The following is a 24,770-nucleotide window of genomic DNA, read 5'->3' as shown; positions in this document are numbered from 1 at the left end:
AGGCGTCAGTTGTGGCCGAAGCGCTTCTGCTTGCTCTTGTGCGCCATGTCCAGCGGCGACGGCGAAGGCGACGGCGACGAGGACATCGACTCGGAGGAGGATTCCGTCTTCGACGGATCCTGCGACGAGCGGGCCTGCTGCTTCTGCGGCTGCTTCTGGTTCTTGTTCTTGGCCATGGGGGAACCTCCGTGAGGGTCTAGGGGCCAGGACCGCCTTCACACTCACACAGCGCCGTAAACGGCGCATTTTGGATCATTACCGCGCGTAGTCGGGGCTCCCACCGCGCACGTCTGAGAGATACGCCACGCCGATGATCGAGTTCCGGCCGTCAACGCCCTTGCGGTCGGGCAGACTCGAGGAAACTCAGAGGACCCCCAGGGAAGAGGGTGGTACGCGTGGACCGCTGCGTCGTCCTGGTGGACGCCGGCTATCTGCTGGGCGCCGCCGCGAGCCTTCTCGCGGGAGAACCTTCCCGCTCCCGCATCACCGTCGACCATGCGGCGCTCATCCAGGGGCTGCGCGAGCGTGCCGAAGCCGACACGGAACAGCCGCTGCTACGGATCTACTGGTTCGACGGTGCACCCGACCGGGTGCCCCAGCCCGAGCACCGCCGGCTGCGCGTCATGCCCCGCGTCACCGTCCGCCTGGGCGCCCTGACCCGCAGCGACGGCCGATGGGCGCAGAAGGGCGTGGACGCCGCCATGCACGCCGAGCTCACCGAGCTCGCCCGCAACCGCGCCTGCTCGGACGTCGTGCTCGTCACGGGCGACGGGGACCTGCTGCCCGGCCTGATGTCCGCCAAGGAACACGGGGTCGCCGTCCACCTGTGGGCCGTCCAGGCCGCCGACGGCGACTACAACCAGTCCGAGGACCTCGTCGCGGAAGCAGACGAACGCCGCGTCCTGGACCGTACGTGGATCACCCGGGCCGTCCGCGCCCGCGACCTCACCGGCCTGTGCGCCCCGGCGCCCGCGCCGCGCCCCGAGATCGCCGCCATCCTCTCCGCGCCCCTGCCCGAGGCGGCCCTCGCCGAAGCCGCGCGCGGCAACGGCAGCCGGCCCGAGACCTCCGAGGAGGCCGAGGAGGGCGGCGTACCCGGCCCGGCCTCGCCCGCCACCGCGAACGGCCGGCCCGTACCGACCCCCAAGGACCTCGCGGGCGCCTTGCGCGCCCCCGGCTCCGCGGCCCCCGCCCCGCCCTCGGCGGGCGGGGCGCCCCCGGTCGGCAGCGCCCTGCGCTGGTCCTCCGACAAGGGCTGGGTCGACCGGGGCGGGCCGCTCGGCGAGCCCGCCGAGACCGCCTCGCTGCCCACCCTCGCCCAGCTCACCTCCGCCGAGCAGCGCTGGGCGGACCGCGAGGAGGACATCACCACCGTCGGCGGCGACCCCTTCGAGGTCGGCCAGGTCTTCGCCCGGCGCTGGATGGAGCGCCTCCCGGAAAGCGTCCACCTGCAGAAACTCGCCACCATGTACCCGCGGATCCCGCACCGCATCGACGGGGAGCTGTTGCGCTACGCCGCCCGCTTCGGGCTCCTCGCCCACAAGGACGACCAGATCGACGAGCACGACCGCTACGCCATCCGCGCCGGGTTCTGGCGCGAGATCGACGTACGGGCGGCCGCCGAACACGTGACGGCCGGCGGTGCGCCTCCCGTCGTGGTCCCGCAGGCCCCCGGGGCCCCCGCGACGGCCGCGGCCGCCGCGGCGGTGGCCCCGGCAGCCGAGTAGGGGCGCGAACCCCGTAGGCTGCTCCCTCGTGAGAACGGGCACAGCACAGGCTGAAACGGGCACGGCAACGGCCGCGGGAGTGGCCTCCGACGTGGTCTGCGCGGTGCGTGACCTGGTCAAGACGTATCCCGCGGTACGCGGACGGCGCGGGGCCCCGGCCCTGCCCGAGACCCGCGCCACCGACGGGATCTCCCTGGACGTCCGGCGCGGCGAGATCTTCGGCCTGCTCGGCCCCAACGGCGCCGGCAAATCCACCCTGGTCCGCCAGCTCACCGGGCTGATGCGGCCCGACGCCGGTTCCGTGACCCTGCTCGGCCACGACCTCGTGCGCCACCCCGAGCGGGCTTCCCGGCTACTGGCCTACCTCGGGCAGGAATCCACCGCCCTCGACGAGCTCACCGTGTCCCTGGCCGCCGAGACCACCGGCCGGCTGCGCGGGCTCGGGCTGCGCGACGCACGGGCCGAGCGGGACTCCGTACTGGAGGAGCTCGGGCTGACCGAGATCGCCGGACGGCCCCTGAAGAAGCTCTCCGGCGGACAGCGGCGCCTGGCCTGCTTCGCCGCCGCACTGGTGGGGGAGCGGCCCGTACTGGTCCTCGACGAACCCACCACCGGCATGGACCCCGTGGCCCGCCGGGCCGTCTGGGCCGCCGTCGACCGGCGCCGCGCGCAGACCGGAGCCACCGTGCTGCTGGTCACCCACAACGTCATAGAGGCCGAAACGGTCCTCGACCGGGTCGCCGTCATCGACCAGGGCCGGGTCATCGCCTGCGACACCCCGGCAGGACTCAAGGCCGAGGTCTCCGACGAGGTCCGCCTGGAACTCGTCTGGCGTACCGCGCCTCCCCTGGAGATCCCCGAGGTCGCCGCGCTCGCCGGGGCGGCCACCGAATCCGGGCGGCGCTGGGTGCTGCGGCTCGGACAGGACGAGGCGCGGGCGGCGGTGGCCGCCGTGACCGGTGGCCCGGCCTTTGCGGCCCTCGACGACTTCACGCTGGCCACGCCGAGCCTGGAGGACGTGTACCTCGCACTGGGCGGGCGCACCTCGAAGGGACTGGTGAAGGCGTGAGCGCCACTGTCGCCGCCACCGCTGCCACGGCCACCGCCGCGGCCGCCGACGCCGGAGCGGGTGCCGAGGGCGTACTGGCTCCGCGTGCCCGGTTCTTCCCGGCGCTCGCCGCCGTCTACCGGGCGCAGCTCTCCCGGGCGCGGGTCTCGCGCATCCCGCTGCTGTTCGTGGCCACCTTCCAGTCCGTCGGGATCATGATCCTGATGCGGGGCGTGGTCGACGGGGGTTCCGAGGCGCGGGCCGTGGTCGCCGGTTCCTCGGTGCTGGTCGTGGCCTTCGTCGCGCTGAACCTGCTCGCGCAGTACTTCGGACAGCTCAGGGCGAGCGGCGGGCTGGACCACTACGCGACCCTGCCGGTGCCGCCCGCCTCGGTGGTGCTGGGCGCGGCCGCCGCGTACGCCTCTTTCACCCTGCCGGGCACGCTGGTGACGGCCGTCTTCGGATCCGTGCTCTTCGGGCTGCCGATGAGCGGACTGTGGATCCTGGCGGCCGTGGTGCCGCTGGCCGGGGCCGCGCTCGCCGGGCTCGGCGCCGCGCTGGGGCTGCTCGCGCCCCGCCAGGAGCTGGCCACCCTGGCCGGGCAGCTCGGGATGTCCGCCGCGCTGCTGCTGGGCGTGCTGCCGCCCGAGCGGATGCCGGACGTCATCGTGTGGGCCCGGGACCTGCTGCCGTCCACGTACGGGGTGGAGGCCTTCGCCCGCACCTTCGAGCCGCACCCCGACTGGGCGGCGGTCGTCCTCGACCTCGGCGTCTGCGCGGCGGTGGGCGTGCTGTCCCTGGCCGTGGCGACCTGGGCGTACCGGCGGGCAGCGGTCCGCTGACGTCGGGGGCCGTCGGCCCCGCTCCTCAAACACCTGGCACGATGTGGGGGTGACCGAAGCCGTGACCTCTCATGAACAGCCCGACGAGCCGCCGCTTCCGTCGGCTTCGCCCGTGGCCGCGCCCCCGACCTCTCCCGCGGTTTCCCCCGAGACCGAGCGCGTGGCTTCCCCGGCCGACATCCGGGACGGGGCCGCGATCGCCCTCGTGGTGGGCGTGACCGGCGTGCTGCTCGGGCTGCTGTGGGCGTGGCTGGCGCCGCGCGTGCAGTACGTCTCGAACGGCGAGGCCGTGTTCCTGCGGGACACCGAGAGCGAGGCGCGGATCGGGTCCGACTCGGTGTTCTTCCTTCTGTCGCTCGGGTTCGGCGTGCTGAGCGCCTCGGCCGTCTTCCTGTGGCGCCGCCGCGGGGGAGTGCCGCAGGTGGTCGGGCTCGTGCTCGGCTCGGCCTTCGCCGCGGTGGTCGGCTGGCGGGTCGGCCTGTGGCTGGGCCCCTCCTCGGACCTGGTGGGCGTCGCCCGGCGGGCGGGGAAGGGAGTTCCCTTCGACGCACCGCTGGAGCTCATGGCGCACGGGGCGCTGCTCGCGTGGCCGATGGCCGCGGTGATCGTCCATCTGGCGCTGATGGCGTTGTGGGGGCCGCGGGAGGTGGTGGCTCCGGCGTTGTCCTGGCCGTCCTATTACCAGGGCCCTGCCGATGCCGTTCCGGCTGACGACGCTCCGGTCGATGCCGCCCCTGCCGACGCTGCCGCGGATCGGTCCGCTGCGGAGCCTCCGCGCCCGTAGCCACTGGGTGGGCCGGGGTTGGGCCCTGCGGGGCCGGTCCCCTACCCATCCCCCAGACTCCGTCCGGGGGGACCCCCAGTTCCACCGTTCCCCGGGGCTCCGCCCCGGACCCCGCGCCTCAAACTCCCCCCAGCTACCGCTGGGAGGTGCCCCCGGGCGGGGCTGGATTTTCCAGCCCCGGCGGGAGACGGCACCGTGCTCGGCTACGCGCGGGCGATCGGGGCCGTGGCGGCTGCCGTCAGGGTGATCAGGGTGGCGGGGGCCAGTTCGACCTCCAGGCCGCGGCGGCCCGCCGAGACGCAGATCGTGGCGAAGGCGGCGGCCGACTCGTCCAGGACCGTGCGCAGGCGCCGGCGCTGGCCCAGGGGGGAGATGCCGCCCAGGACGTAGCCCGTGGTGCGTTCCGCCAGGGCCGGGTCGGCCATCGCCGCGCGCTTGCCGCCGACCGCGGCTGCCAGGGCCTTGAGGTCGAGGCTGCCGGAGACCGGGACCACCGCCACCACCAGGGTGCCGTCCACGTCCGCGAGGAGGGTCTTGAAGACCTGGCTCGGGGATACCCCGAGGGCCTGCGCGGCCTCCTCGCCGTAGGACGGGTGGGAGGGGTCGTGCTCGTACGCGTGGACCTTGAACTCGGCGCCCGCGGCCGTCAGCGCGACGATCGCCGGGGTACCGGCAGGCGCCGGCTTCTTCTTCGCCATCAGTTCGGGCTCGTCGGCGCGCGCGTCAGGTCCACCGCCGGCAGCGACGGGAGGTGGCGGATGACCGCCGTCTCCGCGCGCAGCAGCTTGAGCTCCTCCGCGAGGCGGGTGGCGATGTCCGGGGCCTGGAGCAGCCGCTGCTTCGCCGGGATGTCCAGTACGGCCGCCGCCGCGACCAGGTACGAGACCACCGACGGCTCGTCGGGGAGCTCCGTACCGGTCAGGGACCGCTCGCGGGCTCCCGCCAGCCGCTTCTGGTAGCTGCGGAAGGCGCGCAGGACCCCTTCGGCCAGGGCTCCGGCCCCCTCGCCCGCGTCCTCCGGGAGCTCTTCGAGCTCCGCCGTCAGGTACGGGCCGGTCGCGTCGACGGAGAGCAGCCGGACCCGGACGGTGCCCGTGGCCATGACCTCGAAGCTGCCGTCCTCGCGTTCCCGGATCGAGGCCGCGTCGGCGATGCAGCCCACCCGGTGGAACGCCTGGATGGGGTCCGCGCCGAAACCGGCGGCCGGGCCGCGTTCGGGCAGGGAGGTCTGGTCGGGCAGGCCCGGGGCGGTGGGGGCGACCTCCCGGCCGTCGCGGATCGCGACGACCGCGAAACGGCGCGGCTCGTCCTCGCCCGCCTTCAGCAGCTCGCGCATCATGGCGCGATAGCGCTCCTCGAAGATGTTCAGCGGGAGGACGAGTCCCGGGAACAGCACCGAGTTCAAGGGGAAGAGGGGCAGGCGAACGGTGGTCACGAGGCACAGGGTAGTGGCCGCGGGGCCGGCGCCGTCACCCCCGCCTCAGCAGGCGGGACGCCCCCGCGGCCACCGTCGTGGCCAGGATCCATCCCAGTACCACCAGCGCCGCGGCGCCCCACTGCCAGCCGCCCTTGAGATTCCACTGGTCCTGCTGACCGAGGTCGATCACCGGGAGCAGCAGGTCCAGGGCGAAGAGCGAGGGGTTCCATTCGGGGTGTTCGTCCGCCTTGATCGGCGCGGGGGCCTCGTGCCAGGAGAAGAGCAGGGCCCCCGCCGCCCACAGGACGGCCATCCACAGGGCGGCCCGGCCCGGCCGGTACCCGTAGACCACCAGCCAGTCCTGGACGTACCCCCACGCCCGCAGGGCCGGCGGCAGGGTCGTGCGCCTGCGCCGCTGCTTGGCCAGCAGCACCTCCCGGGCGTCCGCGTCCTCCCCGGAGGCGCGCAGCACGGCGGCGAGGCGCTCGTACGGTTCGGGCGAGTACTCGGGGGTGGCCGCCTCCACCCACTCCAGACGCCGGGTGAGCGGGAAGTGTCCCCGGGGCGCGAGGTTCTCGTAGTCGAACCCCTCCAGGGAGACCCGGCCCGGGCCCGGCCAGCTGGTGGCCATGTCGACGAGCTTGACCACCTTCGCCCCCGACACCACCACCCGTCCCAGCTCCGGCCGCTCGCCCACGAAGCGCAGCTCCGGGGTGTGGATCCGGCGCAGCGACACCTCCTGGTCGGCGGTCAGGACGAAGCGGGCGCCGTAGAAGTCGACGGCGTCGCCGAACCGGCCGTCGTCCAGCCGCAGGCCGCCCTGGCACTCGAACCGCTGCATGCGCTGGCCCCGGCCGGGGGTCAGGCCGATCCCGTACGGGGGAGTGGAGGAGGGGTCGAAATCGCCCGTCGTGGCGTCCAGCGCGATCGAGGTCAGGTACAGGGTGCGCTCGACGGTGAGCTGCGGGGCGTTCAGCGCGCGCCGCCCGTACGGGTTGGACAGCCGGGCCCCGCGCAGGTTCATCGACACGCCGACCTTGGCCCCGCGCAGGCTGACCTCCCCGTACGTGCGCAGCAGCTCGCCCTGGAAGTCCTGCGCGACCGACATCCCGTCGGCCGCCATGGCCCGCCCCTTGTTGTCCCGCTGCACCACGGCCTCGCTGATCAGCAGGTCGGTGCCGATCTGGGCGTCGGTCAGCCGGATGCCGCGCGCCACCCGGCAGCGCTGGAGGTGCAGGTCGCCCTCGGTGTGCAGGCGGGCCGCGTCCAGCCGGGGTATCGCGCAGTTGACCAGGCGCAGCGTGCCGAAGCGGGTCTCGGAGAGCTGGATCTCGCCGTCGAAGCGGCAGGACTGGAGTTCCACGTACGGGGCGACCGTGCCGCCGGAGAGGTCGAGGCGGCCGGTGATCCGTACGCCGCGCAGCTTCAGCGAGGCCACCCGGCCCGGCACCGGGCCCGGACCGTGGAGCAGCAGCAGCGCCACGACCTGTGCGCGCACGCTCCGCTCGGGGCCCCAGGCGGTGTCGGCGTGCGGATCGTCCCGTTCGGCGGTACGGGCGCTGAGATCGCATACGCTGCCCGTGCGGTACGCGCCCCACATGCGCTGTTCCGGGCCGGTGAGATCCGGCGGTTCCCCGTCCGGACGTGCTTCGGCCATGGCGGCCCCCCTCCGCGGACGCGGTGGACGTCACCGCGCGTACCCGAACGCTAAGCGGGCGATGTGACATCCGGGAACGTCCGTGGCGTGTATCAGCCAGTGATACGGACGAACGGTGGCGCGAGGCGGTCTGAGAGAATTGAAACGTGATCTCTCGTATCGACCTGCGCGGTGACACCCTCCCCGAGGGTGGCGCCCTGCGCGATCTGCTGCCCCGTGCCGAGTTCGACGTGGAAGCCGCCCTGGAGAAGGTGCGGCCCATCTGCGAGGACGTCCATCATCGTGGGACCGCGGCGCTGATCGAGTACGCGCAGAAGTTCGACGGAGTGACCCTTTCCCGGATCAGGGTGCCCGCCGAGGCGATCGAGGCCGCCCTCGCGGGGCTCGATCCGGCCGTCCGCGCCGCACTCGAGGAGTCGATCCGGCGCGCCCGGATCGTGCACCGCAACCAGCGCCGCACCGAGCACACCACCCAGGTGGTCCCCGGTGGAACGGTGACCGAGAAGTGGGTTCCGGTGGAGCGCGTGGGGCTGTACGCCCCGGGCGGCCGCTCGGTGTACCCGTCCTCGGTCGTCATGAACGTCGTACCGGCCCAGGAGGCGGGCGTCGGGTCGATCGCGCTGGCCTCCCCGCCGCAGGCCGAGTTCGACGGCCTGCCGCACCCGACGATCCTCGCCGCGTGCGCGCTGCTCGGCGTCGACGAGGTGTACGCCGCCGGCGGCGCCCAGGCCGTCGCGATGTTCGCGTACGGGACCTCGGGACCCGACGGGTGCCCCCCGGCGAACATGGTGACCGGCCCCGGCAACATCTGGGTCGCCGCCGCCAAGCGCTACTTCACCGGGAAGATCGGCATCGACACCGAGGCCGGCCCGACCGAGATCGCGGTCCTCGCCGACTCCACGGCCGACCCGGTGCACGTCGCCGCCGACCTGATCAGCCAGGCCGAGCACGACCCGCTGGCCGCCGCCGTCCTGGTGACGGACTCCGAGGAGCTCGCGGCCGCCGTCGAGAAGGAGCTGGAGCCGCAGGTCGCGGCCACCAAGCACATCGAGGACCGGATCAAGCCCGCGCTCGCAGGCCGCCAGTCCGCGATCGTGCTCGTCGACTCCCTGGAGGACGGTCTCAAGGTCGTCGACGCGTACGGCGCCGAGCACCTGGAGATCCAGACCGCCGACGCGGCGGCCTGGGCCGCCCGCGTGCGCAACGCCGGCGCGATCTTCGTCGGCCCGTGGTCCCCGGTCTCGCTCGGCGACTACTGCGCCGGATCGAACCACGTGCTGCCCACCGGCGGCTGCGCCTGCCACTCCTCGGGCCTGTCCGTGCAGTCCTTCCTGCGCGGCATCCACATCGTCGACTACACGCGGGACGCCCTCGCCGAGGTCACCCACCACGTGGTGACGCTGGCCGAGGCGGAGGACCTGCCCGCGCACGGCGCGGCTCTCAAGGCACGATTCGGGTGGAAGGTTCCGCAGGCATGACGGGCACGCAGGACACGACAGGCACGCAGGACGAGGCGGCGGCCGTCATCGGCATCGACGACCTCCCCGTCCGCGACGAGCTGCGCGGCCAGACCCCCTACGGGGCCCCGCAGCTCGACGTCCCCGTCCAGCTCAACACCAACGAGAACCCGTACGGGCTCCCCGAGGAGCTCGTCGCCCGCATCGCCGAGCGCGTCGCCGAGGCCGCCCGCACCCTCAACCGCTACCCCGACCGGGACGCGGTCGAGCTGCGCACCGAGCTGGCCGCCTACCTGACCCGTACGGGCAAGCACGCGGTCGCACGGGAGAACGTATGGGCCGCCAACGGCTCCAACGAGGTCCTCCAGCAGCTGCTGCAGACCTTCGGCGGGCCCGGCCGCACCGCGATCGGCTTCGAGCCCTCGTACTCGATGCACGCGCTGATCGCGCGCGGCACCGGCACGGAGTGGATCTCCGGTCCGCGCAACGAGGACTTCACGATCGACCTGGAGTCGGCGGAGCGGGCCATCGCCGAGCACGCCCCCAACGTGGTCTTCATCGCCTCGCCCAACAACCCCACGGGTACCGCGGTCGGGGCGGAGACCGTCCTGGCGATCTACGAGGCCGCGCAGGCGGCCGGGCCCTCCGTGGTCATCGTGGACGAGGCCTACGTGGAGTTCAGCCACCGGGACTCGCTGCTGCCGCTGATCGAGGGCCGCCCGAACCTGGTGGTCTCCCGGACCATGTCCAAGGCCTTCGGCGCGGCCGGCCTGCGCCTGGGCTACCTGGCCGCGCACCCCGCCGTGGTCGACGCCGTGCAGCTCGTACGCCTGCCGTACCACCTGTCGGCCGTCACCCAGGCGACCGCGCTGGCCGCCCTGGAGTACACCGACACCCTGCTCGGCTACGTCGAGCAGCTCAAGGCCGAGCGGGACCGCCTGGTCACCGAGTTGCGCGGGATCGGCTACGAGGTCACCGAGTCCGACTCGAACTTCGTGCAGTTCGGCAGGTTCGAGGACTCCCACACCGCCTGGCAGAAGATCCTCGACCGGGGCGTCCTGGTCCGGGACAACGGCGTGCCGGGATGGCTGCGGGTCACCGCGGGCACCCCGGCCGAGAACGACGCGTTCCTGGAAGCGGTTCGCGCACTGAAGAAGGAGCAGCACGCATGAGCCGCATCGGACGGGTCGAACGGACCACCAAGGAGACCTCGGTCCTCGTCGAGATAAACCTCGACGGCACCGGCAAGGTCGACGTCTCGACGGGCGTGGGCTTCTACGACCACATGCTCGATCAGCTCGGCCGCCACGGCCTCTTCGACCTCACGGTCAAGACCGAGGGCGACCTGCACATCGACAGCCACCACACCATCGAGGACAGCGCGCTCGCGCTGGGCGCCGCCTTCAAGCAGGCCCTCGGCGACAAGGTGGGCATCTACCGGTTCGGCAACTGCACCGTGCCGCTCGACGAGTCCCTCGCCCAGGTGACCGTCGACCTGTCCGGCCGCCCGTACCTCGTGCACACCGAGCCCGAGAACATGGCGCCGATGATCGGCAGCTACGACACGACGATGACCCGGCACATCTTCGAGTCCTTCGTCGCGCAGGCCCAGATCGCGCTGCACGTCCACGTGCCCTACGGCCGCAACGCCCACCACATCGTGGAGTGCCAGTTCAAGGCCCTCGCCCGCGCCCTGCGCTACGCCGCCGAGTTCGACACGCGCGCGGCCGGGATCCTGCCTTCCACGAAGGGCGCCCTCTAGCGTGAACGGGCTCAACACGATCCTGATCGTCCTCGGCCTCTTCCTGGCCGGAGGCGTCTACTCCTTCCAGAAGCAGCAGATGCCCAAGTCGGTCGTCATCCTGCTCGCCATCAGCTCCGCGCTCTGCCTCGTCGCCGGAGTCCTGCGTATTCAGGGGATTTGGGAATGAGCGCAGTCAGCCCCACCAAGAAGGTCGTGGTCTTCGACTACGGCTTCGGCAACGTCCGCTCCGCCGAGCGCGCCCTCGCGCGCGCCGGCGCGGACGTGGAGATCACCCGCGACTACGACAAGGCCATGGACGCCGACGGACTCCTCGTCCCCGGTGTCGGAGCCTTCTCGGCCTGCATGAAGGGGCTCAAGGACGCGCGCGGCGACTGGATCATCGGCCGCCGGCTCTCCGGCGGCCGCCCGGTCATGGGCATCTGCGTCGGCATGCAGATCCTCTTCGAGCGCGGCATCGAGCACGGGGTGGAGACCGAAGGCCTCGACGAGTGGCCCGGCACGGTCGGCCCGCTCAAGGCCCCGATCGTCCCCCACATGGGCTGGAACACCGTGGAAGCCCCGGCGGACAGCCAGGCCTTCGCGGGTCTCGACGAGGACGCCCGGTTCTACTTCGTGCACTCCTACGCGGCCCACGACTGGACCCTGGAAGTCACCAACCCGCTGATCAAGGCGCCCAAGGTCACCTGGGCCACGCACGGCGAGCGGTTCGTCGCGGCGGTGGAGAACGGGGCCCTGTGGGCCACCCAGTTCCACCCCGAGAAGTCCGGGGACGCCGGCGCCCAGCTCCTCACCAACTGGATCGAGACCCTGTGATGACGACCCCCAAGAAGCTTGAGCTGCTCCCTGCGGTCGACGTCCGCGACGGCCAGGCCGTCCGCCTCGTGCACGGCGTGTCCGGCAGCGAGACCTCCTACGGCTCCCCGCTCCAGGCCGCCCTGGCCTGGCAGGCCGCCGGCGCCGAGTGGCTGCACCTGGTCGACCTGGACGCCGCCTTCGGCACCGGGGACAACCGCGCGCTCGTCGCCGAGATCACCGGCGCCATGGACATCAAGGTCGAGCTGTCCGGCGGCATCCGCGACGACGCCTCGCTCGCCGCGGCCCTCGCCACCGGCTGCACCCGGGTCAACCTCGGCACCGCCGTCCTGGAGACCCCCGAGTGGGCCGCCAAGGCCATCGCCGAGCACGGTGACAAGATCGCCATCGGCCTCGACGTGCGCGGCACCACCCTCAAGGGCCGCGGCTGGACCAGCGAGGGCGGGGACCTCTACGAGACCCTCGCGCGCCTGGACTCCGAGGGCTGCGCCCGCTACGTCGTCACCGACATCGGCAAGGACGGCACCCTCACCGGCCCCAACCTGGAGCTGCTGAAGAACGTCTGCGCCGCCACCGACCGCCCCGTCGTCGCGTCCGGCGGCATCTCCTCCCTCGAAGACCTGCGCGCGCTGGCCGCCCTGGTCGGGGACGGGGTCGAGGGCGCGATCGTGGGCAAGGCCCTGTACGCCAAGGCGTTCACGCTCGAAGAAGCCCTGAAGGTGGTCTCCGCATGAGTTCCGAGCAGATTTCCCCCGTGCCGTCCGACGTCCGGCGCATCTCCTCCGGCGGCGCCTACGAGGACGTCCTCGGCTACTCGCGCGCGGTGCAGCTCCCCAACGGGCTGGTCCTGGTCTCCGGCTGCACCGGAGCCGACGCGGGCGGCCCGTACGACCAGACGATGAAGGCCTTCTCCGTGGCCTTCGCCGCCCTGGAGCAGGCCGGTCTCGGCCCCGAGCACGTGGTCCGCACCCGGCTGTACCTCACGCACGCCCGGGACGTGGACGAGGTGGGCCGCGCCCACAGCGAGCTCTTCGACAAGATCCGCCCCGCCTCGACGCTGATCATCGTCAACGGGTTCGTCGACCCCAGCATGGTCGTCGAGGTGGAGGTCGAGGCCTTCGGCCCGGCCCCCGTCGCCGGAGGCTCCGCATGACGCTCTCCGTACGGGTGATCCCCTGCCTGGACGTGGACAACGGCCGGGTCGTCAAGGGAGTCAACTTCCAGAACCTGCGCGACGCCGGCGACCCCGTCGAGATGGCCAAGCTCTACGACGCCGAAGGCGCCGACGAGCTGACCTTCCTCGACATCACCGCCTCCTCCGGGAACCGCGAGACCACCTACGACGTGGTGCGCCGCACCGCCGAGCAGGTCTTCATCCCGCTGACCGTGGGCGGCGGCGTACGCACCGCCGACGACGTGGACAAGCTGCTGCGGGCCGGCGCCGACAAGGTCGGCGTGAACACCGCCGCCATCGCGCGGCCCGAGCTGATCCAGGAGATCGCCGAGCGCTTCGGCCGCCAGGTGCTGGTGCTGTCGGTCGACGCCCGCCGGACCGCATCGGGTTCCTTCGAGGTGACCACCCACGGCGGCCGCCGGAGCGCCGGCATCGACGCCGTCGAGTGGGCCCACCGCGCGGCCGAACTGGGCGCCGGGGAAATCCTGTTGAACTCGATGGACGCGGACGGTACCAAGGACGGCTACGACACCGAGATGATCGCGGCCGTGCGCAAGCACGTCACGGTCCCGGTGATCGCCTCGGGCGGCGCGGGCAAGCTCGCTCACTTCGCGCCGGCGATCGCGGCGGGGGCCGACGCGGTCCTCGCGGCGTCCGTGTTCCACTTCGGCGACCTGCGCATCGGGCAGGTCAAGGACGTGCTGCGGGAGGCGGGCCACCCGGTCCGCTAGAGGTTCCACCTGGGGGCGGGTGCGGGTTGAGCGGGAACGACATCGGCGGGGGCGTCGGGGACGGCGGGGGCGCGGGGTCAGGCAGCGTCTGGCGGGACGCCAACGTCCTGCGCTGGCTGGCCGCCTACGGGGCTTCGCTCATCGGGGACGGGGTCTACTTCCTCTCCCTCGGCTGGACGGCGGCGCAGACCGCCGGCCCGGCCGAGGTCGGGGTGGTCATGGCCGTCGGCGCGGTGCCGCGGGCCCTGCTCATGCTGGGCGGCGGAGTGGTCGCCGACCGCTTCGGCCCCCGGCTCGTGGTGATCTCCTCGGACGCCGTGCGCTGCGCGGTGATCCTGGCGCTGGCCGCCCTGGTCGCCCTGACCTCACCGGGCCTGTGGATCCTGGTCCTCGTCGCGCTCGTCTTCGGCGTCGTGGACGCGCTGTTCATGCCGGCCGTCGGCGCGCTGCCGCCGCGGATCGCCGCGCCGGGGCAACTGGTCCGGGTCCAGGGACTGCGCAGCCTCGCCGAGCGCGTCGGGCACACGGCAGGGCCGCCGGTGGCGGGCCTGGCGATGGGCCTCGGCGGCCCTGCGGCGGCCTTCGGGGTGGCCTCGGCGCTGTTCGGGCTCTCGCTGGCGCTGCTGGTGGCGGTACGCATCTCCCCGCTCGGGGAGCCCGCGGGGTCCTCGGGGTCCCCGGCGTCCCCGGCGCGTTTCGCGGAGAGCCCCTGGCGCCAGCTCCGGTCCGGCCTCCGGTACATACGGGGGCACGGGCTGATAGGCCCCCTGGTCCTGTCCGGGGCGCTGAGCCAGCTGGGCACCTCCGCGCCGATGACGCTCGGGCTGATCCTGGTCGCGCAGGACCGCGGCTGGGGTGCGGGCGGGGTCGGCTGGATCGTGGGAGCCATGGGGGTGGGCGCGGCGTCCAGCGCGCTCCTGCTCACCCTGATCCCGCGGTTCCCCCGGGCCGGGGCGGTCCAGAACCTCACCCTGATCCTCGGCTCGGCCGGCATCGGCGGGCTGGTCCTGGCTCCGAGCCTGCCGGTGGCGGTCGTGCTCGCCCTGCTGACGGGCCTGGTCTGCGGGATCTGCGGAGGCCTGGCGGTCGCCCTGATCCAGACCGCCACGGATCCCTCGTACCTGGGCCGGGTCAGCTCCGTGATGGCCTTCACGGCGGTCGGGCTGGCGCCGCTGGCCTATCCCGTCTTCGGCTTCGCCGCCGATCTGTGGGGCGTGACCCCCGTGTTCCTGGCGGGAGCCGCGGTGTCCATGGCGGGTGCGATCGTCGGCACCTCGGCGCCTGCGGTCCGGCGGGCGGAGCTGGCCTTCGCCTGAGGGTGCGGGTGCGGCCCTGCGGGGCTGGTCCCCTACCCACCCTTCCACCGTTCCCTGGGCTCTGCCCGGACCCGGTCCTCAAACTCCCCCCAGCTACCGCTGGGAGGTGCCCCCTGGACGGGCTGAAGGCGCCGAGCCGCGGAAAATCCAGCCCCGCCGGCGTTTGAGGCGGCCCTGGCCCGGGAGGGTCAGATGCCCAGGCGGGCTGCCGTGAGCTTCGTGATCGCCTCCGCCGGGCCGTCCAAGGCCACCGTGGCAGCGGCCTGGCGGCCGAACAGGAACAGGGTCAGCTCTCCCGGCTCGCCCGTCACCGTCACCACCGGGGCGCCCTTGTGGGCCACCGCCGTCTGGCCGTTCGGGCGGCGCAGGACCAGGCCCACCGGGGAGCGGCGGCCCGTGAGGCGGGCCAGCTTCTCCAGGCGGGACCACAGCGAGTCGGAGAAGACCGGGTCCAGCGCACGCGGGGACCAGTCCGGCTGGGCGCGGCGGACGTCCTCCGCGTGGACGTAGAACTCCACCGCGTTCGCCGCCTCGTCGATCTGCTTCAGGGAGTAGAGGGACATCTTCGGCGGGCCCGTGCGGATCAGCTGCACGAGTTCCTCGTACGGCTTGGCCCCGTACTCCTCCATCGCCTGGTCCAGGCGGCCCTTGAGGACGTTGAGGAGGAGCCCGCCCGCCGCGTCGGGGCGGCGTTCGCGCACCACCACGTGCGCCGCGAGCTCCCGCGTCCGCCAGCCGTCGCACAGCGTCGGCGCCTCGGGCCCGGCCGACTCCAACAGATCGGCCAGCAGCAGTCGTTCACGCTTCGCATGGGTAGACATGCGGGCCAGCCTACGGCCGGAACCCGTGCCACGCCTGCCCATCAGGCGGACAGGGAGCCGTGGTGGCAGCACCGGCCCGGCACAATGGGATCCATGAGTACGTCCTCCCTAGATCCCGCCATCGGCGCCCGCCTCAAGCGCTCCGCGGACGGTCTGGTCCCGGCCATCGCCCAGCAGTACGACACCGGTGAGGTGCTCATGCTCGGTTGGATGGACGACGAGGCCCTGCACCGCACCCTGACCACCGGCCGCTGCACGTACTGGTCGCGCAGCCGCCAGGAGTACTGGGTCAAGGGCGACACCTCCGGCCACTTCCAGCACGTGAAGTCCGTCGCCCTCGACTGCGACGCCGACACGCTGCTGGTGCGGGTGGACCAGGTCGGGGCGGCCTGCCACACCGGGGCCCGGACGTGCTTCGATGCCGACGTCCTGCCCCTGGCCGGTCCCTCCGGCCCCACCGCCGAAGCCGAACAGCCGCAGTCGAAGAGGTAGGGTCCCACGCCATGGATCTTGAGACGTTCCGCAAGCTCGCGGCCGACCGCCGCGTCATCCCCGTCAGCCGCAAGCTGCTGGCGGACGGGGACACGCCCGTCGGGCTCTACCGCAAGCTGGCCGCCGAACGCCCCGGGACGTTTCTCCTGGAGTCCGCCGAGAACGGCCGCTCCTGGTCGCGCTACTCCTTCGTAGGCGTCCGCAGCGCCTCCACCCTGACCGTCCGCGACGGCGAGGCCCACTGGATCGGCACCCCGCCCGTCGGCGTGCCGACCTCCGGTGACCCGCTGGACGCCCTGCGGCAGACCGTCGAGGCCCTGCACACCCCGCGCGACCTCTCCTCCACCCTGCCGCCCTTCACCGGCGGCATGGTCGGCTACCTCGGCTACGACATCGTGCGCCGGCTGGAGCGCATCGGTGAGCACACCGACGACGACCTCCAGCTGCCCGAGCTGACCATGCTGCTCACCTCCGACCTGGCGGTCCTGGACCACTGGGACGGCACCGTCCTGCTCATCGCCAACGCGATCAACCACAACGACCTCGAAGCCGGCGTGGACGAGGCGTACGCGGACGCCGTCGCCCGCCTCGACGCGATGGAGGCCGACCTCGCACGGCCCGCCCCGTACGCGCCGATGCCGCTGCCGGACTCCGAGCTTCCCGAGTTCTCGGCCCTGTGGGGCGGCGAGAAGTACCAGGAGGCCGTCGAGGACGTGAAGGAGCGGATCCGGGCCGGCGAGGCCTTCCAGGTGGTGCCCTCGCAGCGGTTCGAGACCCCCTGCAAGGCCTCCGCGCTCGACGTCTACCGGGTCCTGCGGGCCACCAACCCGTCCCCGTACATGTACCTCTTCCGCTTCGAGAACGGCTTCGACGTGGTCGGGTCCAGCCCCGAGGCGCTGGTCAAGGTCGAGGACGGCCGGGCCATGGTCCACCCCATCGCCGGCACCCGGCACCGCGGCGCGACCCCGCAGCTGGACAACGAGCTCGCCGACGAGCTGCTGGCCGACCCCAAGGAGCGCGCAGAGCACCTCATGCTCGTCGACCTGGGCCGCAACGACCTGGGCCGGGTCTGCGAGCCGGGCTCCGTCGAGGTCGTCGACTTCATGAGCATCGAGCGGTACTCGCACGTCATGCACATCGTCTCGACCGTGACGGGCCGCGTCGCCCGGGGCAAGACCGCCTTCGACGTCCTCACCGCCTGCTTCCCGGCCGGCACCCTGTCCGGCGCTCCCAAGCCGCGCGCCATGCAGATCATCGAGGAGCTGGAGCCCACCCGCCGCGGTCTCTACGGGGGCTGCGTCGGCTACCTCGACTTCGCCGGGGACTCCGACACGGCCATCGCCATCCGCACCGCACTGCTGCGCGACGGCAAGGCGTACGTCCAGGCCGGGGCCGGAGTGGTCGCGGACTCGGTGCCCGAACTGGAGGACGCGGAGTGCCGCAACAAGGCCGCCGCGGTGCTGCGCGCGGTGGGAGCGGCGAACCGCCTCCACGGCTCGTGAACCGGTAGGGGATAGTGGGGGGCGTGAGTGCCGTACCCCCACCCCGAACCGACCGCGCCGCCACCGACCCCGGGTCCGAACCCGTCCCGGAGGGCCGCGGCCCAGGCCGCCGCAGCGTGGCCGTCGCCCTGCTGCTCGGCACCCTCGGTGCCACCGTGGTCCTGCTCGCCTCCGGGCGGGTGTGGGCACGGGGCACGGCCGCCTTCGGCGGCGGCTCGCTGCCGCTGAGCGCGGACGGCCAGAGCGTCACCGGACTGCCGGCCGCCCTGGCCATAGTGGGCCTCGCCGCCCTGGTCGCCGTCTTCGCCGTCCGCGGCAGGAGCCGGCTGCTGGTGTCGGCGCTGCTCGCCCTGAGCGGCCTGGGCGCGGCGGCGGCCGCGCTGGTCAACGCCGACGGCCGGCGCGCCCTGGACGCGGAGGCCGCCCGTACGACGGCGGACACCGCGGCCCAGGTGGCCGGCCTGACCCATACGGCCTGGCCCTACGTGACGGCGGGCGGCGCGGCGCTGATCCTGGTGGCGGGGCTGCTCGCCCTGCGCTTCGGGCGCGCCTGGCCCGCGATGGGCGGCCGCTACGAGCGCGACGGCAGCGCGAAGCCCCGTAGGGCGCCCGTGGTGGACCCGGACCGGCCCGAGGACCTGTGGAAGGCTCTGGACCGGGGCGAGGACCCGACCGGGACCCCCTGAACCGCGCGGCCTTCCGGTGCGGGACAATGAGCACCGAGCGTTCGACACAGCACGTGCGGCGTGCGACAGAGCACACCCGAGTACGAGGAGCAACTCATGGCGGGCACTAGCCACGGACACACCCCGGCCGCCTGGACCGGTGTCATCATCGCCTTCATCGGTTTCTGCGTCTCCGGCGCCTTCATGGTGCTGGCGAACCCGCTGGGCTTCTGGGCCGGCCTCGTCGTCGTCGCGCTCGGCGGTGTCGTGGGTCTGGCCATGAAGGCCGCGGGCATGGGTGCGCCGAAGGCCACCCACAAGGACCTCTCCGAGGTCATCGCCGCCAACCGCCTGGCCAAGGTCTGAGGCGAGCCGGGGCCGAGCAGGGCCACCGACTTCGAAAGGCGCGGCCCTGTCGGGCTGCGCCTTTTGTCATGAGCGGAGAGAATCAGCAGGTGGACGCCTCTCGCACCCCAGAACGCACGCCGTCCGCGGCGCCCGCCGCCGCGGCCGGTCCCGCGTCCCGGTCCCGGCGGCTGGCCTCACCGGCGCTCACGCTGGCCACCGCCACCGCGGCCCTCGCGTACGTGGGCACGGTGAACCCGTACGAACCGGGCCACTACCCGGTCTGTCCGCTGTTCCGGCTGACCGGCGTGCTCTGCCCCGGCTGCGGGGGACTGCGCAGCGCGCACGCGTTCGCCCACGGCGATCTCGTGACCGCCCTCGGGGCGAACGCCCTGGCGGTGGTCGGCTACTTCGCCTTCGCGGGTTTCATGCTGCTGTGGCTGGTCCGCGCGTACCGCGGCGGACGGGCCCCGAGGCTGGTCATGAAGCCGGTGTACTGGTGGGGGATCGGACTGGTGGCACTGGTCTTCTCGGTGCTGCGGAACCTGCCCGCGGGCTCCTTCCTGGCGCCCTGAGGTATCGATGAAGCAAAGATTCCCCATGTCCATTTAATGGGACGCCGTCAACCGTGTGCGGAGGGCAAGGCGTCCTGCGGATACCATTTGAACTGCTGACCTTGCGGTTGTACGTGTCCGCAAGGCGGCCGACCGCCATCGACCCGGAAGGGGGCCGCTCGCGTGAGTGTGCTCGACGAGATCATCGAAGGGGTCCGCGAAGACCTTGCCGAACGGCAGGCACGCGTCAGCCTCGACGAGCTCAAGGAGCGTGCCGCCAAGGCGCCCCAGGCCAAGGACGGCGTCGCTGCCCTGCGCGGTGACAGCGTCAAGGTGATCTGCGAGGTCAAGCGCTCCAGCCCGTCCAAGGGCGCGCTGGCCGCCATCGCCGATCCGGCCGGGCTCGCCGCCGACTACGAAGCGGGCGGTGCGGCGGTCATTTCCGTCCTCACCGAGCAGCGTCGTTTCGGTGGCTCGCTGGCCGACCTGGAGGCCGTCCGCGCCCGCGTGGACATCCCGATCCTGCGCAAGGACTTCATCGTCACGGCGTACCAGCTGTGGGAGGCCCGCGCCTACGGCGCCGACCTCGTGCTGCTGATCGTCGCGGCCCTGGAGCAGGAGGCCCTCGTCTCCCTCATCGAGCGTGCCGAGTCCATCGGACTCACCCCGCTCGTCGAGGTCCACGACGAGGAGGAGATCGAGCGTGCGGTCGCGGCAGGCGCAAGGATCATCGGCGTCAACGCCCGCAACCTGAAGGACCTCAAGGTCGACCGCTCCACTTTCGAGCGCATCGTCGGCGAGATCCCGGCCCACATCGTCAAGGTCGCCGAGTCCGGCGTCCGCGGGCCGCACGACCTGATCGCCTACGCCAACGAGGGGGCCGACGCCGTCCTCGTGGGCGAGTCCCTGGTGACCGGCCGCGACCCGAGGTCGGCCGTGGCCGATCTCGTCGCCGCCGGAGCCCACCCCGCCCTGCGCCACGGGCGGAGCTGACCCGTCCCCATGGCCCACGACCGCCCCTTCGTCCGCACCCGGCCCGGCTCCTGCCCGGCCTGCGTGCCGACGGCGCACGCGCCCCTGGCGCGCGGCTGCCGCCCCCGCGGCTGCCGCGCCCCGGCCCGGCGCGTGCACGGGCGGCGGGTCCGGTACGTGATCGGCTCCGAGCCCGGTCAGGTCAACGGCATGCGATGGCGTACCCCGGACGCGTCGTAACGAGGCCGCCCCGGCCGTGGTGTACCCGTACACCGCGCCCGTAGGCGTACCCGTACGGCCTGCCGCCCGAGCCGCCGGCTCCGGGGGCGGGCCGCCCCGTACCGCACGCACACGCCCCAGCGGGGTGTGGTCGTCGCGGGCGGGCGGCGCAATACGGTGAAGACATCCGCGTCGCACCCGTAGGAGTACCTGGGCATGTCCAGCGTCACCAGTGAGTTCTTCATTCCGGACCCCGAGGGTCACATCCCCAACGCCGAGGGCTATTTCGGCGACTTCGGCGGCAAGTTCATCCCGGAGGCGCTCGTCGCCGCCGTGGACGAGGTCGCCGTCGAGTACGACAAGGCCAAGAGCGACCCGGCCTTCGCGGCCGAGCTCAACGACCTGATGGTCAACTACACCGGCCGCCCCAGCTCCCTGACCGAGGTGCCCCGGTTCGCCGAGCACGCCGGGGGCGCGCGGATCTTCCTCAAGCGCGAGGACCTGAACCACACCGGCTCGCACAAGATCAACAACGTGCTGGGCCAGGCGCTGCTCACCAAGCGCATGGGCAAGACCCGCGTCATCGCCGAGACCGGCGCCGGGCAGCACGGCGTGGCCACCGCCACCGCCTGCGCCCTCTTCGGCCTCGAATGCACCATCTACATGGGCGAGATCGACACCCAGCGCCAGGCCCTCAACGTGGCCCGCATGCGCATGCTGGGCGCCGAGGTCATCGCCGTGAAGTCGGGCTCGCGCACCCTCAAGGACGCCATCAACGAGGCGTTCCGAGACTGGGTCGCCAACGTGGACCGCACCCACTACCTCTTCGGTACGGTCGCCGGCCCCCACCCCTTCCCGGCCATGGTCCGCGACTTCCACCGCGTCATCGGCGTCGAGGCCCGCCGCCAGATCCTGGAGCGCGCCGGACGGCTGCCCGACGCCGTCGCGGCCTGCGTCGGCGGCGGCTCCAACGCCATCGGCCTCTTCCACGCCTTCATCCCGGACGCCGGCGTCCGCCTGGTCGGCTTCGAGCCCGCAGGGCACGGCGTGGAGACCGGCGAGCACGCGGCCACCCTGACCGCGGGCGAGCCCGGCATCCTGCACGGCTCCCGCTCCTACGTCCTGCAGGACGAGGAGGGCCAGATCACCGAGCCGTACTCCATCTCGGCCGGTCTGGACTACCCGGGCATCGGCCCGGAGCACTCCTACCTCAAGGACGCGGGCCGCGCCGAGTACCGCGCGGTCACCGACGACCAGGCGATGCAGGCCCTGCGGCTGCTCTCGCGCACCGAGGGCATCATCCCGGCCATCGAGTCGGCGCACGCCCTCGCGGGCGCGCTGGACCTCGGCAAGGAGCTCGGCAAGGACGGGCTGCTCGTCGTCAACCTGTCCGGCCGCGGCGACAAGGACATGGACACCGCCGCCCGCTACTTCAACCTGTACGACGCCTCCGAGGGGGAGACCAAGTGAGCGGCAACATCGAACTCCTCTCGGCCACCCTCGCCAAGGCGAAGGCCGAGGACCGCGCGGCCCTCGTCGCCTACCTCCCGGCGGGCTTCCCGACCGTGGACGGGGCCATCGAGGCCGTCAAGGCCGTCATCGCGGGCGGCGCGGACGTGGTCGAGATCGGCCTCCCGCACAGCGACCCGGTCCTGGACGGCGCCATCATCCAGACCGCCGACGACATCGCCCTGCGCGGCGGGGTCAAGATCGCGGACACCCTGCGGACCGTCCGCGAGGCGCACGAGGCCACGGGCGCCCCGATCCTGGTCATGACGTACTGGAACCCCATCGACCGCTACGGCGTCGAGCGGTTCACCGCGGAGCTCGCCGCGGCCGGCGGCGCGGGCTGCATCCTGCCCGACCTGCCGGTCCAGGAGTCCGCGCTGTGGCGCGAGCACGCGGCCAAGCACGGTCTCGCGACCGTCTTCGTCGTGGCCCCCAGCAGCAAGGACGAGCGCCTGGCCACCATCACGGCGGCCGGTTCCGGCTTCGTCTACGCCGCTTCGCTCATGGGTGTCACCGGCACCCGCGAGTCGGTCGGCAACCAGGCCGAGGACCTCGTCCGCCGTACCCGCGCCACCAGCGAGCTCCCGGTCTGCGTCGGTCTGGGCGTCTCCAACGCCGTTCAGGCCAAGGAAGTGGCCGCCTTCGCCGACGGGGTGATCGTCGGCTCGGCCTTCGTGAAGCTGCTGCTGGACGCGCCGGACCTGGCGGCCGGGCTGGACGCCGTACGGGCGCTGGCGGGCGAGCTCGCCGAAGGCGTACGCAGAAGCTGACGCCGGACGGGCCGCAGGACGGGGTTCTGTAGCCCGATCGGGTGGAAGTAGGGGCAGGGAGGCACGAGAGTGCCTCCCTGCTTCGTTTGGCGGAACGTGAGTGACATGAACGACGGTGCGAACCGCGACGCGACGAAACGATCGGCCCGTGAGCGACTCCAGGCGGAGCGCGAGCGGCAGAAGGCCAAGGACAAGCGCAGGCGCACCCTCGTGGTGTCGGCGGCGGTGGTCGGCGTACTAGGTCTCGCGGCCGTCGTCGGCCTGATCGCGGCGAACACCGGCAAGGGCGGCTCGTCCGCGAAGGGCGGCCCCCTGGTCGCCCCCTCCGGGGCGACCGGCAAGGACGCGCTCGCCATCCAGGCCGGCAAGCCCGAGGCCCCTTCCACGCTGACCGTGTGGGAGGACTTCCGCTGCCCGGCCTGCAAGGCCTTCGAGACCAACTACCGGGACACCGTCCACGACCTGGAGGCCAAGGGTCTGCTCAAGGTCGAATACCACCTGGTGACCCTGATCGACGGGAACATGGGCGGCACCGGCTCCCTCAGGAGCGCCAACGCGGCGGCCTGCGCGCAGGACGGGGGCAAGTTCTCGCCGTACCACGACCTGCTCTTCGAGAACCAGCCGGAGGAAACCAACGACGCCTACGGCAAGAACGCCAAGCTCCTGGAGCTGGCCGCCAAGGTGGAGGGGCTGGACACCCCGGAGTTCCGCACGTGCGTGCAGGACGGCACGCACGACAGCTGGGTGAAGAAGTCGCAGGACGCCTTCCGCGCGGGCAAGTTCCGCGGCACCCCGACCGTGCTGCTCGACGGCAAGGACATCTTCGCGGACCAGGCCAACCCGCTGACCCCGCAGAAGCTCAAGGAGAAGGTGGAGGCGGCCGGCAAGGGCGGCCCGGGGGCCGCCAAGTCGTCCGGATCCCCCTCGCAGTCCGCGTCGCCGTCGCCGTCCCAGGCCTCCTCGGCCCGCTCGGCCTCCCCCTCGGGCACGGCCGCGGCCCGGTCGGGATCGAAGACGGGGTCGGGTACCTCCTCGTCGGGCGGCACGTCCACTACGTCCTCTACGTCCACGAAGGCGGCCTCGGACGACTGAGACACCCGTCTCGATTCGGCAGCAGCTTGCCGGACGGGTTGTGGTCCGCACCGTCCGGCAAGGTAGCGTCGGGTCTTGCCATGAACCTTGCCTTCATTCCCAGTCCGTCGACGGGCGTGCTCCATCTCGGACCGATCCCGCTGCGCGGCTACGCGTTCTGCATCATCATCGGCGTCTTCGTCGCCGTCTGGCTCGGCAACAAGCGCTGGGTCGCCCGCGGCGGAAAGCCGGGCACGGTCGCGGACATCGCCGTGTGGGCGGTCCCGTTCGGCCTGGTCGGCGGTCGCCTCTACCACGTGATCACCGACTACCAGCTCTACTTCGGTGAAGGCCGCGACTGGGTCGACGCCTTCAAGATCTGGCAGGGCGGCCTCGGCATCTGGGGTGCGATCGCGCTGGGCGCGGTCGGCGCCTGGATCGGCTGTCGGCTGCGCGGCATCCCGCTGCCCGCCTGGGCGGACGCCCTGGCCCCCGGGATCGCGCTGGCCCAGGCCTGCGGGCGCTGGGGCAACTGGTTCAACCAGGAGCTGTACGGTCGCGCCACCGACCTGCCCTGGGCGGTGGAGATCTCCGACGGCCCGAACCGGGTCGCCGGGACCTACCACCCGACCTTCCTCTACGAGTCGCTCTGGTGCGTCGGCGTCGCCCTCCTGGTGATCTGGGCCGACCGCCGCTTCAAGCTCGGGCACGGCCGGGCGTTCGCGCTGTACGTGGCCGCGTACTGCGTCGGGCGGAGCTGGATCGAATACATGCGGGTCGACGAGGCCCACCACGTCCTGGGCCTGCGGCTCAACGTGTGGACCTCGATCGTGGTCTTCGTCCTCGCCGTGGTCTACCTGGTGCTCTCGGCGAAGCTGCGGCCGGGCCGCGAGGAGATCGTGGAGCCGGACACCGACGCAGACGCCGTGGCCGGCGCCAAGGACGGGGACGCCCCCGCGGAGGTCAAGGACGGCGAGGCCAAGGTGGAGCTCGGCAAGGCCGAGGCCGAGCCGAAGGACGCGGCCGAACCCGAGGACAAGGCCGACGCCGACGCCGAGGCCAAGGCCGAGGCCCCCGAAGCCAAGAAGCTCTGACCGGGATTCCGGTCGAAACGGGAGG

At 72.7% G+C, this 24,770-nt stretch carries 29 protein-coding genes; 24 read left to right on the top strand and 5 right to left on the bottom strand.

Going from position 1 to position 24,770, the window contains the following annotated elements:
• Window positions 1-5: 5 nt before the first annotated feature.
• Window positions 6-176, bottom strand: a complete 171-nt coding sequence (locus AC3IYJ_RS11210; RefSeq protein WP_384663623.1) for a hypothetical protein — start codon at window positions 174-176, stop codon at window positions 6-8.
• Between the two features lie 219 nt (window positions 177-395).
• Between AC3IYJ_RS11210 and AC3IYJ_RS11205 the strand changes: the two genes are divergently transcribed.
• The 4 genes from AC3IYJ_RS11205 (at window position 396) to AC3IYJ_RS11190 (ending at window position 4,401) form a co-directional block, all read left to right on the top strand.
• On the top strand, window positions 396-1,727 hold the full coding sequence (locus tag AC3IYJ_RS11205) for an NYN domain-containing protein (RefSeq protein WP_489401161.1): 1,332 nt from the start codon (window positions 396-398) through the stop codon (window positions 1,725-1,727).
• Between the two features lie 28 nt (window positions 1,728-1,755).
• Complete coding sequence (locus AC3IYJ_RS11200; RefSeq protein WP_489401160.1) at window positions 1,756-2,796, top strand: ABC transporter ATP-binding protein; 1,041 nt, start codon at window positions 1,756-1,758, stop codon at window positions 2,794-2,796.
• Window positions 2,797-2,870: 74 nt separating this feature from the next.
• Window positions 2,871-3,617, top strand: a complete 747-nt coding sequence (locus AC3IYJ_RS11195) for an ABC transporter permease (RefSeq protein WP_489402775.1) — start codon at window positions 2,871-2,873, stop codon at window positions 3,615-3,617.
• A 49-nt stretch (window positions 3,618-3,666) separates the two neighbouring features.
• Entirely contained in the window at window positions 3,667-4,401 is a 735-nt protein-coding gene (locus tag AC3IYJ_RS11190; RefSeq protein WP_489401159.1) for a hypothetical protein, read from the top strand.
• 203 nt (window positions 4,402-4,604) lie between these two features.
• Here AC3IYJ_RS11190 and ybaK read toward each other — a convergent pair whose 3' ends face one another.
• Genes ybaK through AC3IYJ_RS11175 form a run of 3 tightly spaced genes read right to left on the bottom strand, consistent with a single transcriptional unit; the run spans window position 4,605 to window position 7,475 of the window.
• The gene (gene ybaK, locus AC3IYJ_RS11185; RefSeq protein ID WP_489401158.1) at window positions 4,605-5,099 is read right to left on the bottom strand and encodes a Cys-tRNA(Pro) deacylase; all 495 of its coding nucleotides are present in this window, start codon (window positions 5,097-5,099) and stop codon (window positions 4,605-4,607) included.
• Window positions 5,099-5,836: an LON peptidase substrate-binding domain-containing protein gene (locus AC3IYJ_RS11180; RefSeq protein WP_489401157.1), complete on the bottom strand. Its 738-nt coding sequence runs from the start codon at window positions 5,834-5,836 to the stop codon at window positions 5,099-5,101. Before AC3IYJ_RS11180 ends, ybaK begins: the two co-directional genes overlap by 1 nt.
• A gap of 34 nt (window positions 5,837-5,870) precedes the next feature.
• Window positions 5,871-7,475, bottom strand: a complete 1,605-nt coding sequence (locus AC3IYJ_RS11175) for an oxidoreductase (RefSeq protein ID WP_489401156.1) — start codon at window positions 7,473-7,475, stop codon at window positions 5,871-5,873.
• A 146-nt stretch (window positions 7,476-7,621) separates the two neighbouring features.
• On the opposite strand from AC3IYJ_RS11175, the gene hisD reads away from it, so the two are divergent.
• Genes hisD through AC3IYJ_RS11130 form a run of 9 tightly spaced genes read left to right on the top strand, consistent with a single transcriptional unit; the run spans window position 7,622 to window position 14,731 of the window.
• Entirely contained in the window at window positions 7,622-8,953 is a 1,332-nt protein-coding gene (hisD, locus tag AC3IYJ_RS11170) for a histidinol dehydrogenase (RefSeq protein ID WP_489401155.1), read from the top strand.
• Window positions 8,950-10,104: a histidinol-phosphate transaminase gene (locus AC3IYJ_RS11165; protein WP_489401154.1), complete on the top strand. Its 1,155-nt coding sequence runs from the start codon at window positions 8,950-8,952 to the stop codon at window positions 10,102-10,104. Before hisD ends, AC3IYJ_RS11165 begins: the two co-directional genes overlap by 4 nt.
• Complete coding sequence (gene hisB / locus AC3IYJ_RS11160; protein ID WP_214949778.1) at window positions 10,101-10,694, top strand: imidazoleglycerol-phosphate dehydratase HisB; 594 nt, start codon at window positions 10,101-10,103, stop codon at window positions 10,692-10,694. The genes AC3IYJ_RS11165 and hisB overlap by 4 nt, the downstream gene beginning before the upstream one ends.
• A gap of 1 nt (window position 10,695) precedes the next feature.
• Entirely contained in the window at window positions 10,696-10,863 is a 168-nt protein-coding gene (locus tag AC3IYJ_RS11155; protein ID WP_489401153.1) for a hypothetical protein, read from the top strand.
• Window positions 10,860-11,510, top strand: coding sequence for an imidazole glycerol phosphate synthase subunit HisH (hisH, locus tag AC3IYJ_RS11150; protein WP_489401152.1), 651 nt, complete (start codon window positions 10,860-10,862; stop codon window positions 11,508-11,510). The genes AC3IYJ_RS11155 and hisH overlap by 4 nt, the downstream gene beginning before the upstream one ends.
• A complete protein-coding gene (gene priA, locus AC3IYJ_RS11145; RefSeq protein WP_489401151.1) occupies window positions 11,510-12,244 on the top strand; it encodes a bifunctional 1-(5-phosphoribosyl)-5-((5-phosphoribosylamino)methylideneamino)imidazole-4-carboxamide isomerase/phosphoribosylanthranilate isomerase PriA in 735 nt (244 codons plus the stop codon). Before hisH ends, priA begins: the two co-directional genes overlap by 1 nt.
• On the top strand, window positions 12,241-12,663 hold the full coding sequence (locus AC3IYJ_RS11140) for a RidA family protein (RefSeq protein ID WP_489401150.1): 423 nt from the start codon (window positions 12,241-12,243) through the stop codon (window positions 12,661-12,663). The genes priA and AC3IYJ_RS11140 overlap by 4 nt, the downstream gene beginning before the upstream one ends.
• Complete coding sequence (hisF, locus tag AC3IYJ_RS11135; RefSeq protein WP_489401149.1) at window positions 12,660-13,415, top strand: imidazole glycerol phosphate synthase subunit HisF; 756 nt, start codon at window positions 12,660-12,662, stop codon at window positions 13,413-13,415. The genes AC3IYJ_RS11140 and hisF overlap by 4 nt, the downstream gene beginning before the upstream one ends.
• A 41-nt stretch (window positions 13,416-13,456) precedes the next feature.
• Entirely contained in the window at window positions 13,457-14,731 is a 1,275-nt protein-coding gene (locus tag AC3IYJ_RS11130; protein WP_489402774.1) for an MFS transporter, read from the top strand.
• A gap of 188 nt (window positions 14,732-14,919) precedes the next feature.
• Here the strand turns inward: AC3IYJ_RS11130 and AC3IYJ_RS11125 are convergent, their stop codons facing one another.
• Window positions 14,920-15,552, bottom strand: a complete 633-nt coding sequence (locus AC3IYJ_RS11125; RefSeq protein WP_489401148.1) for a TIGR03085 family metal-binding protein — start codon at window positions 15,550-15,552, stop codon at window positions 14,920-14,922.
• A gap of 84 nt (window positions 15,553-15,636) precedes the next feature.
• Here AC3IYJ_RS11125 and hisI point away from each other — a divergent pair, with 84 nt between their 5' ends.
• The 11 genes from hisI (at window position 15,637) to lgt (ending at window position 24,745) form a co-directional block, all read left to right on the top strand.
• Entirely contained in the window at window positions 15,637-16,044 is a 408-nt protein-coding gene (hisI, locus tag AC3IYJ_RS11120) for a phosphoribosyl-AMP cyclohydrolase (protein WP_489401147.1), read from the top strand.
• Between the two features lie 11 nt (window positions 16,045-16,055).
• Window positions 16,056-17,546 carry an anthranilate synthase component I gene (locus AC3IYJ_RS11115; protein ID WP_489401146.1) on the top strand — a complete coding sequence of 497 codons (1,491 nt, stop codon included), beginning with the start codon at window positions 16,056-16,058 and terminating at the stop codon, window positions 17,544-17,546.
• A gap of 14 nt (window positions 17,547-17,560) precedes the next feature.
• Window positions 17,561-18,232, top strand: coding sequence for a TIGR02234 family membrane protein (locus AC3IYJ_RS11110; protein ID WP_489401145.1), 672 nt, complete (start codon window positions 17,561-17,563; stop codon window positions 18,230-18,232).
• Between the two features lie 96 nt (window positions 18,233-18,328).
• Window positions 18,329-18,577 (top strand): HGxxPAAW family protein, encoded by a 249-nt coding sequence (locus tag AC3IYJ_RS11105; protein ID WP_489401144.1) that lies wholly within the window; start codon window positions 18,329-18,331, stop codon window positions 18,575-18,577.
• Window positions 18,578-18,645: 68 nt separating this feature from the next.
• Entirely contained in the window at window positions 18,646-19,131 is a 486-nt protein-coding gene (locus tag AC3IYJ_RS11100) for a DUF2752 domain-containing protein (protein ID WP_489401143.1), read from the top strand.
• A gap of 162 nt (window positions 19,132-19,293) precedes the next feature.
• The gene (trpC, locus tag AC3IYJ_RS11095; protein WP_489401142.1) at window positions 19,294-20,103 is read left to right on the top strand and encodes an indole-3-glycerol phosphate synthase TrpC; all 810 of its coding nucleotides are present in this window, start codon (window positions 19,294-19,296) and stop codon (window positions 20,101-20,103) included.
• A gap of 9 nt (window positions 20,104-20,112) precedes the next feature.
• Entirely contained in the window at window positions 20,113-20,322 is a 210-nt protein-coding gene (gene trpM / locus AC3IYJ_RS11090; RefSeq protein WP_489401141.1) for a tryptophan biosynthesis modulator TrpM, read from the top strand.
• Between the two features lie 195 nt (window positions 20,323-20,517).
• Window positions 20,518-21,771, top strand: a complete 1,254-nt coding sequence (trpB, locus tag AC3IYJ_RS11085) for a tryptophan synthase subunit beta (protein ID WP_489401140.1) — start codon at window positions 20,518-20,520, stop codon at window positions 21,769-21,771.
• Window positions 21,768-22,580 carry a tryptophan synthase subunit alpha gene (gene trpA, locus AC3IYJ_RS11080; RefSeq protein WP_489401139.1) on the top strand — a complete coding sequence of 271 codons (813 nt, stop codon included), beginning with the start codon at window positions 21,768-21,770 and terminating at the stop codon, window positions 22,578-22,580. The genes trpB and trpA overlap by 4 nt, the downstream gene beginning before the upstream one ends.
• A 105-nt stretch (window positions 22,581-22,685) precedes the next feature.
• Window positions 22,686-23,672, top strand: coding sequence for a DsbA family protein (locus tag AC3IYJ_RS11075; RefSeq protein ID WP_489401138.1), 987 nt, complete (start codon window positions 22,686-22,688; stop codon window positions 23,670-23,672).
• Window positions 23,673-23,752: 80 nt separating this feature from the next.
• Window positions 23,753-24,745, top strand: a complete 993-nt coding sequence (gene lgt / locus AC3IYJ_RS11070) for a prolipoprotein diacylglyceryl transferase (RefSeq protein ID WP_489401137.1) — start codon at window positions 23,753-23,755, stop codon at window positions 24,743-24,745.
• Window positions 24,746-24,770: the final 25 nt, after the last annotated feature.

Source organism: Streptomyces sp. GL_140, assembly GCF_057834465.1.
Note: the sequence above shows the minus strand (reverse complement) of the source record. Positions and strands in the feature narration are given on the sequence as shown.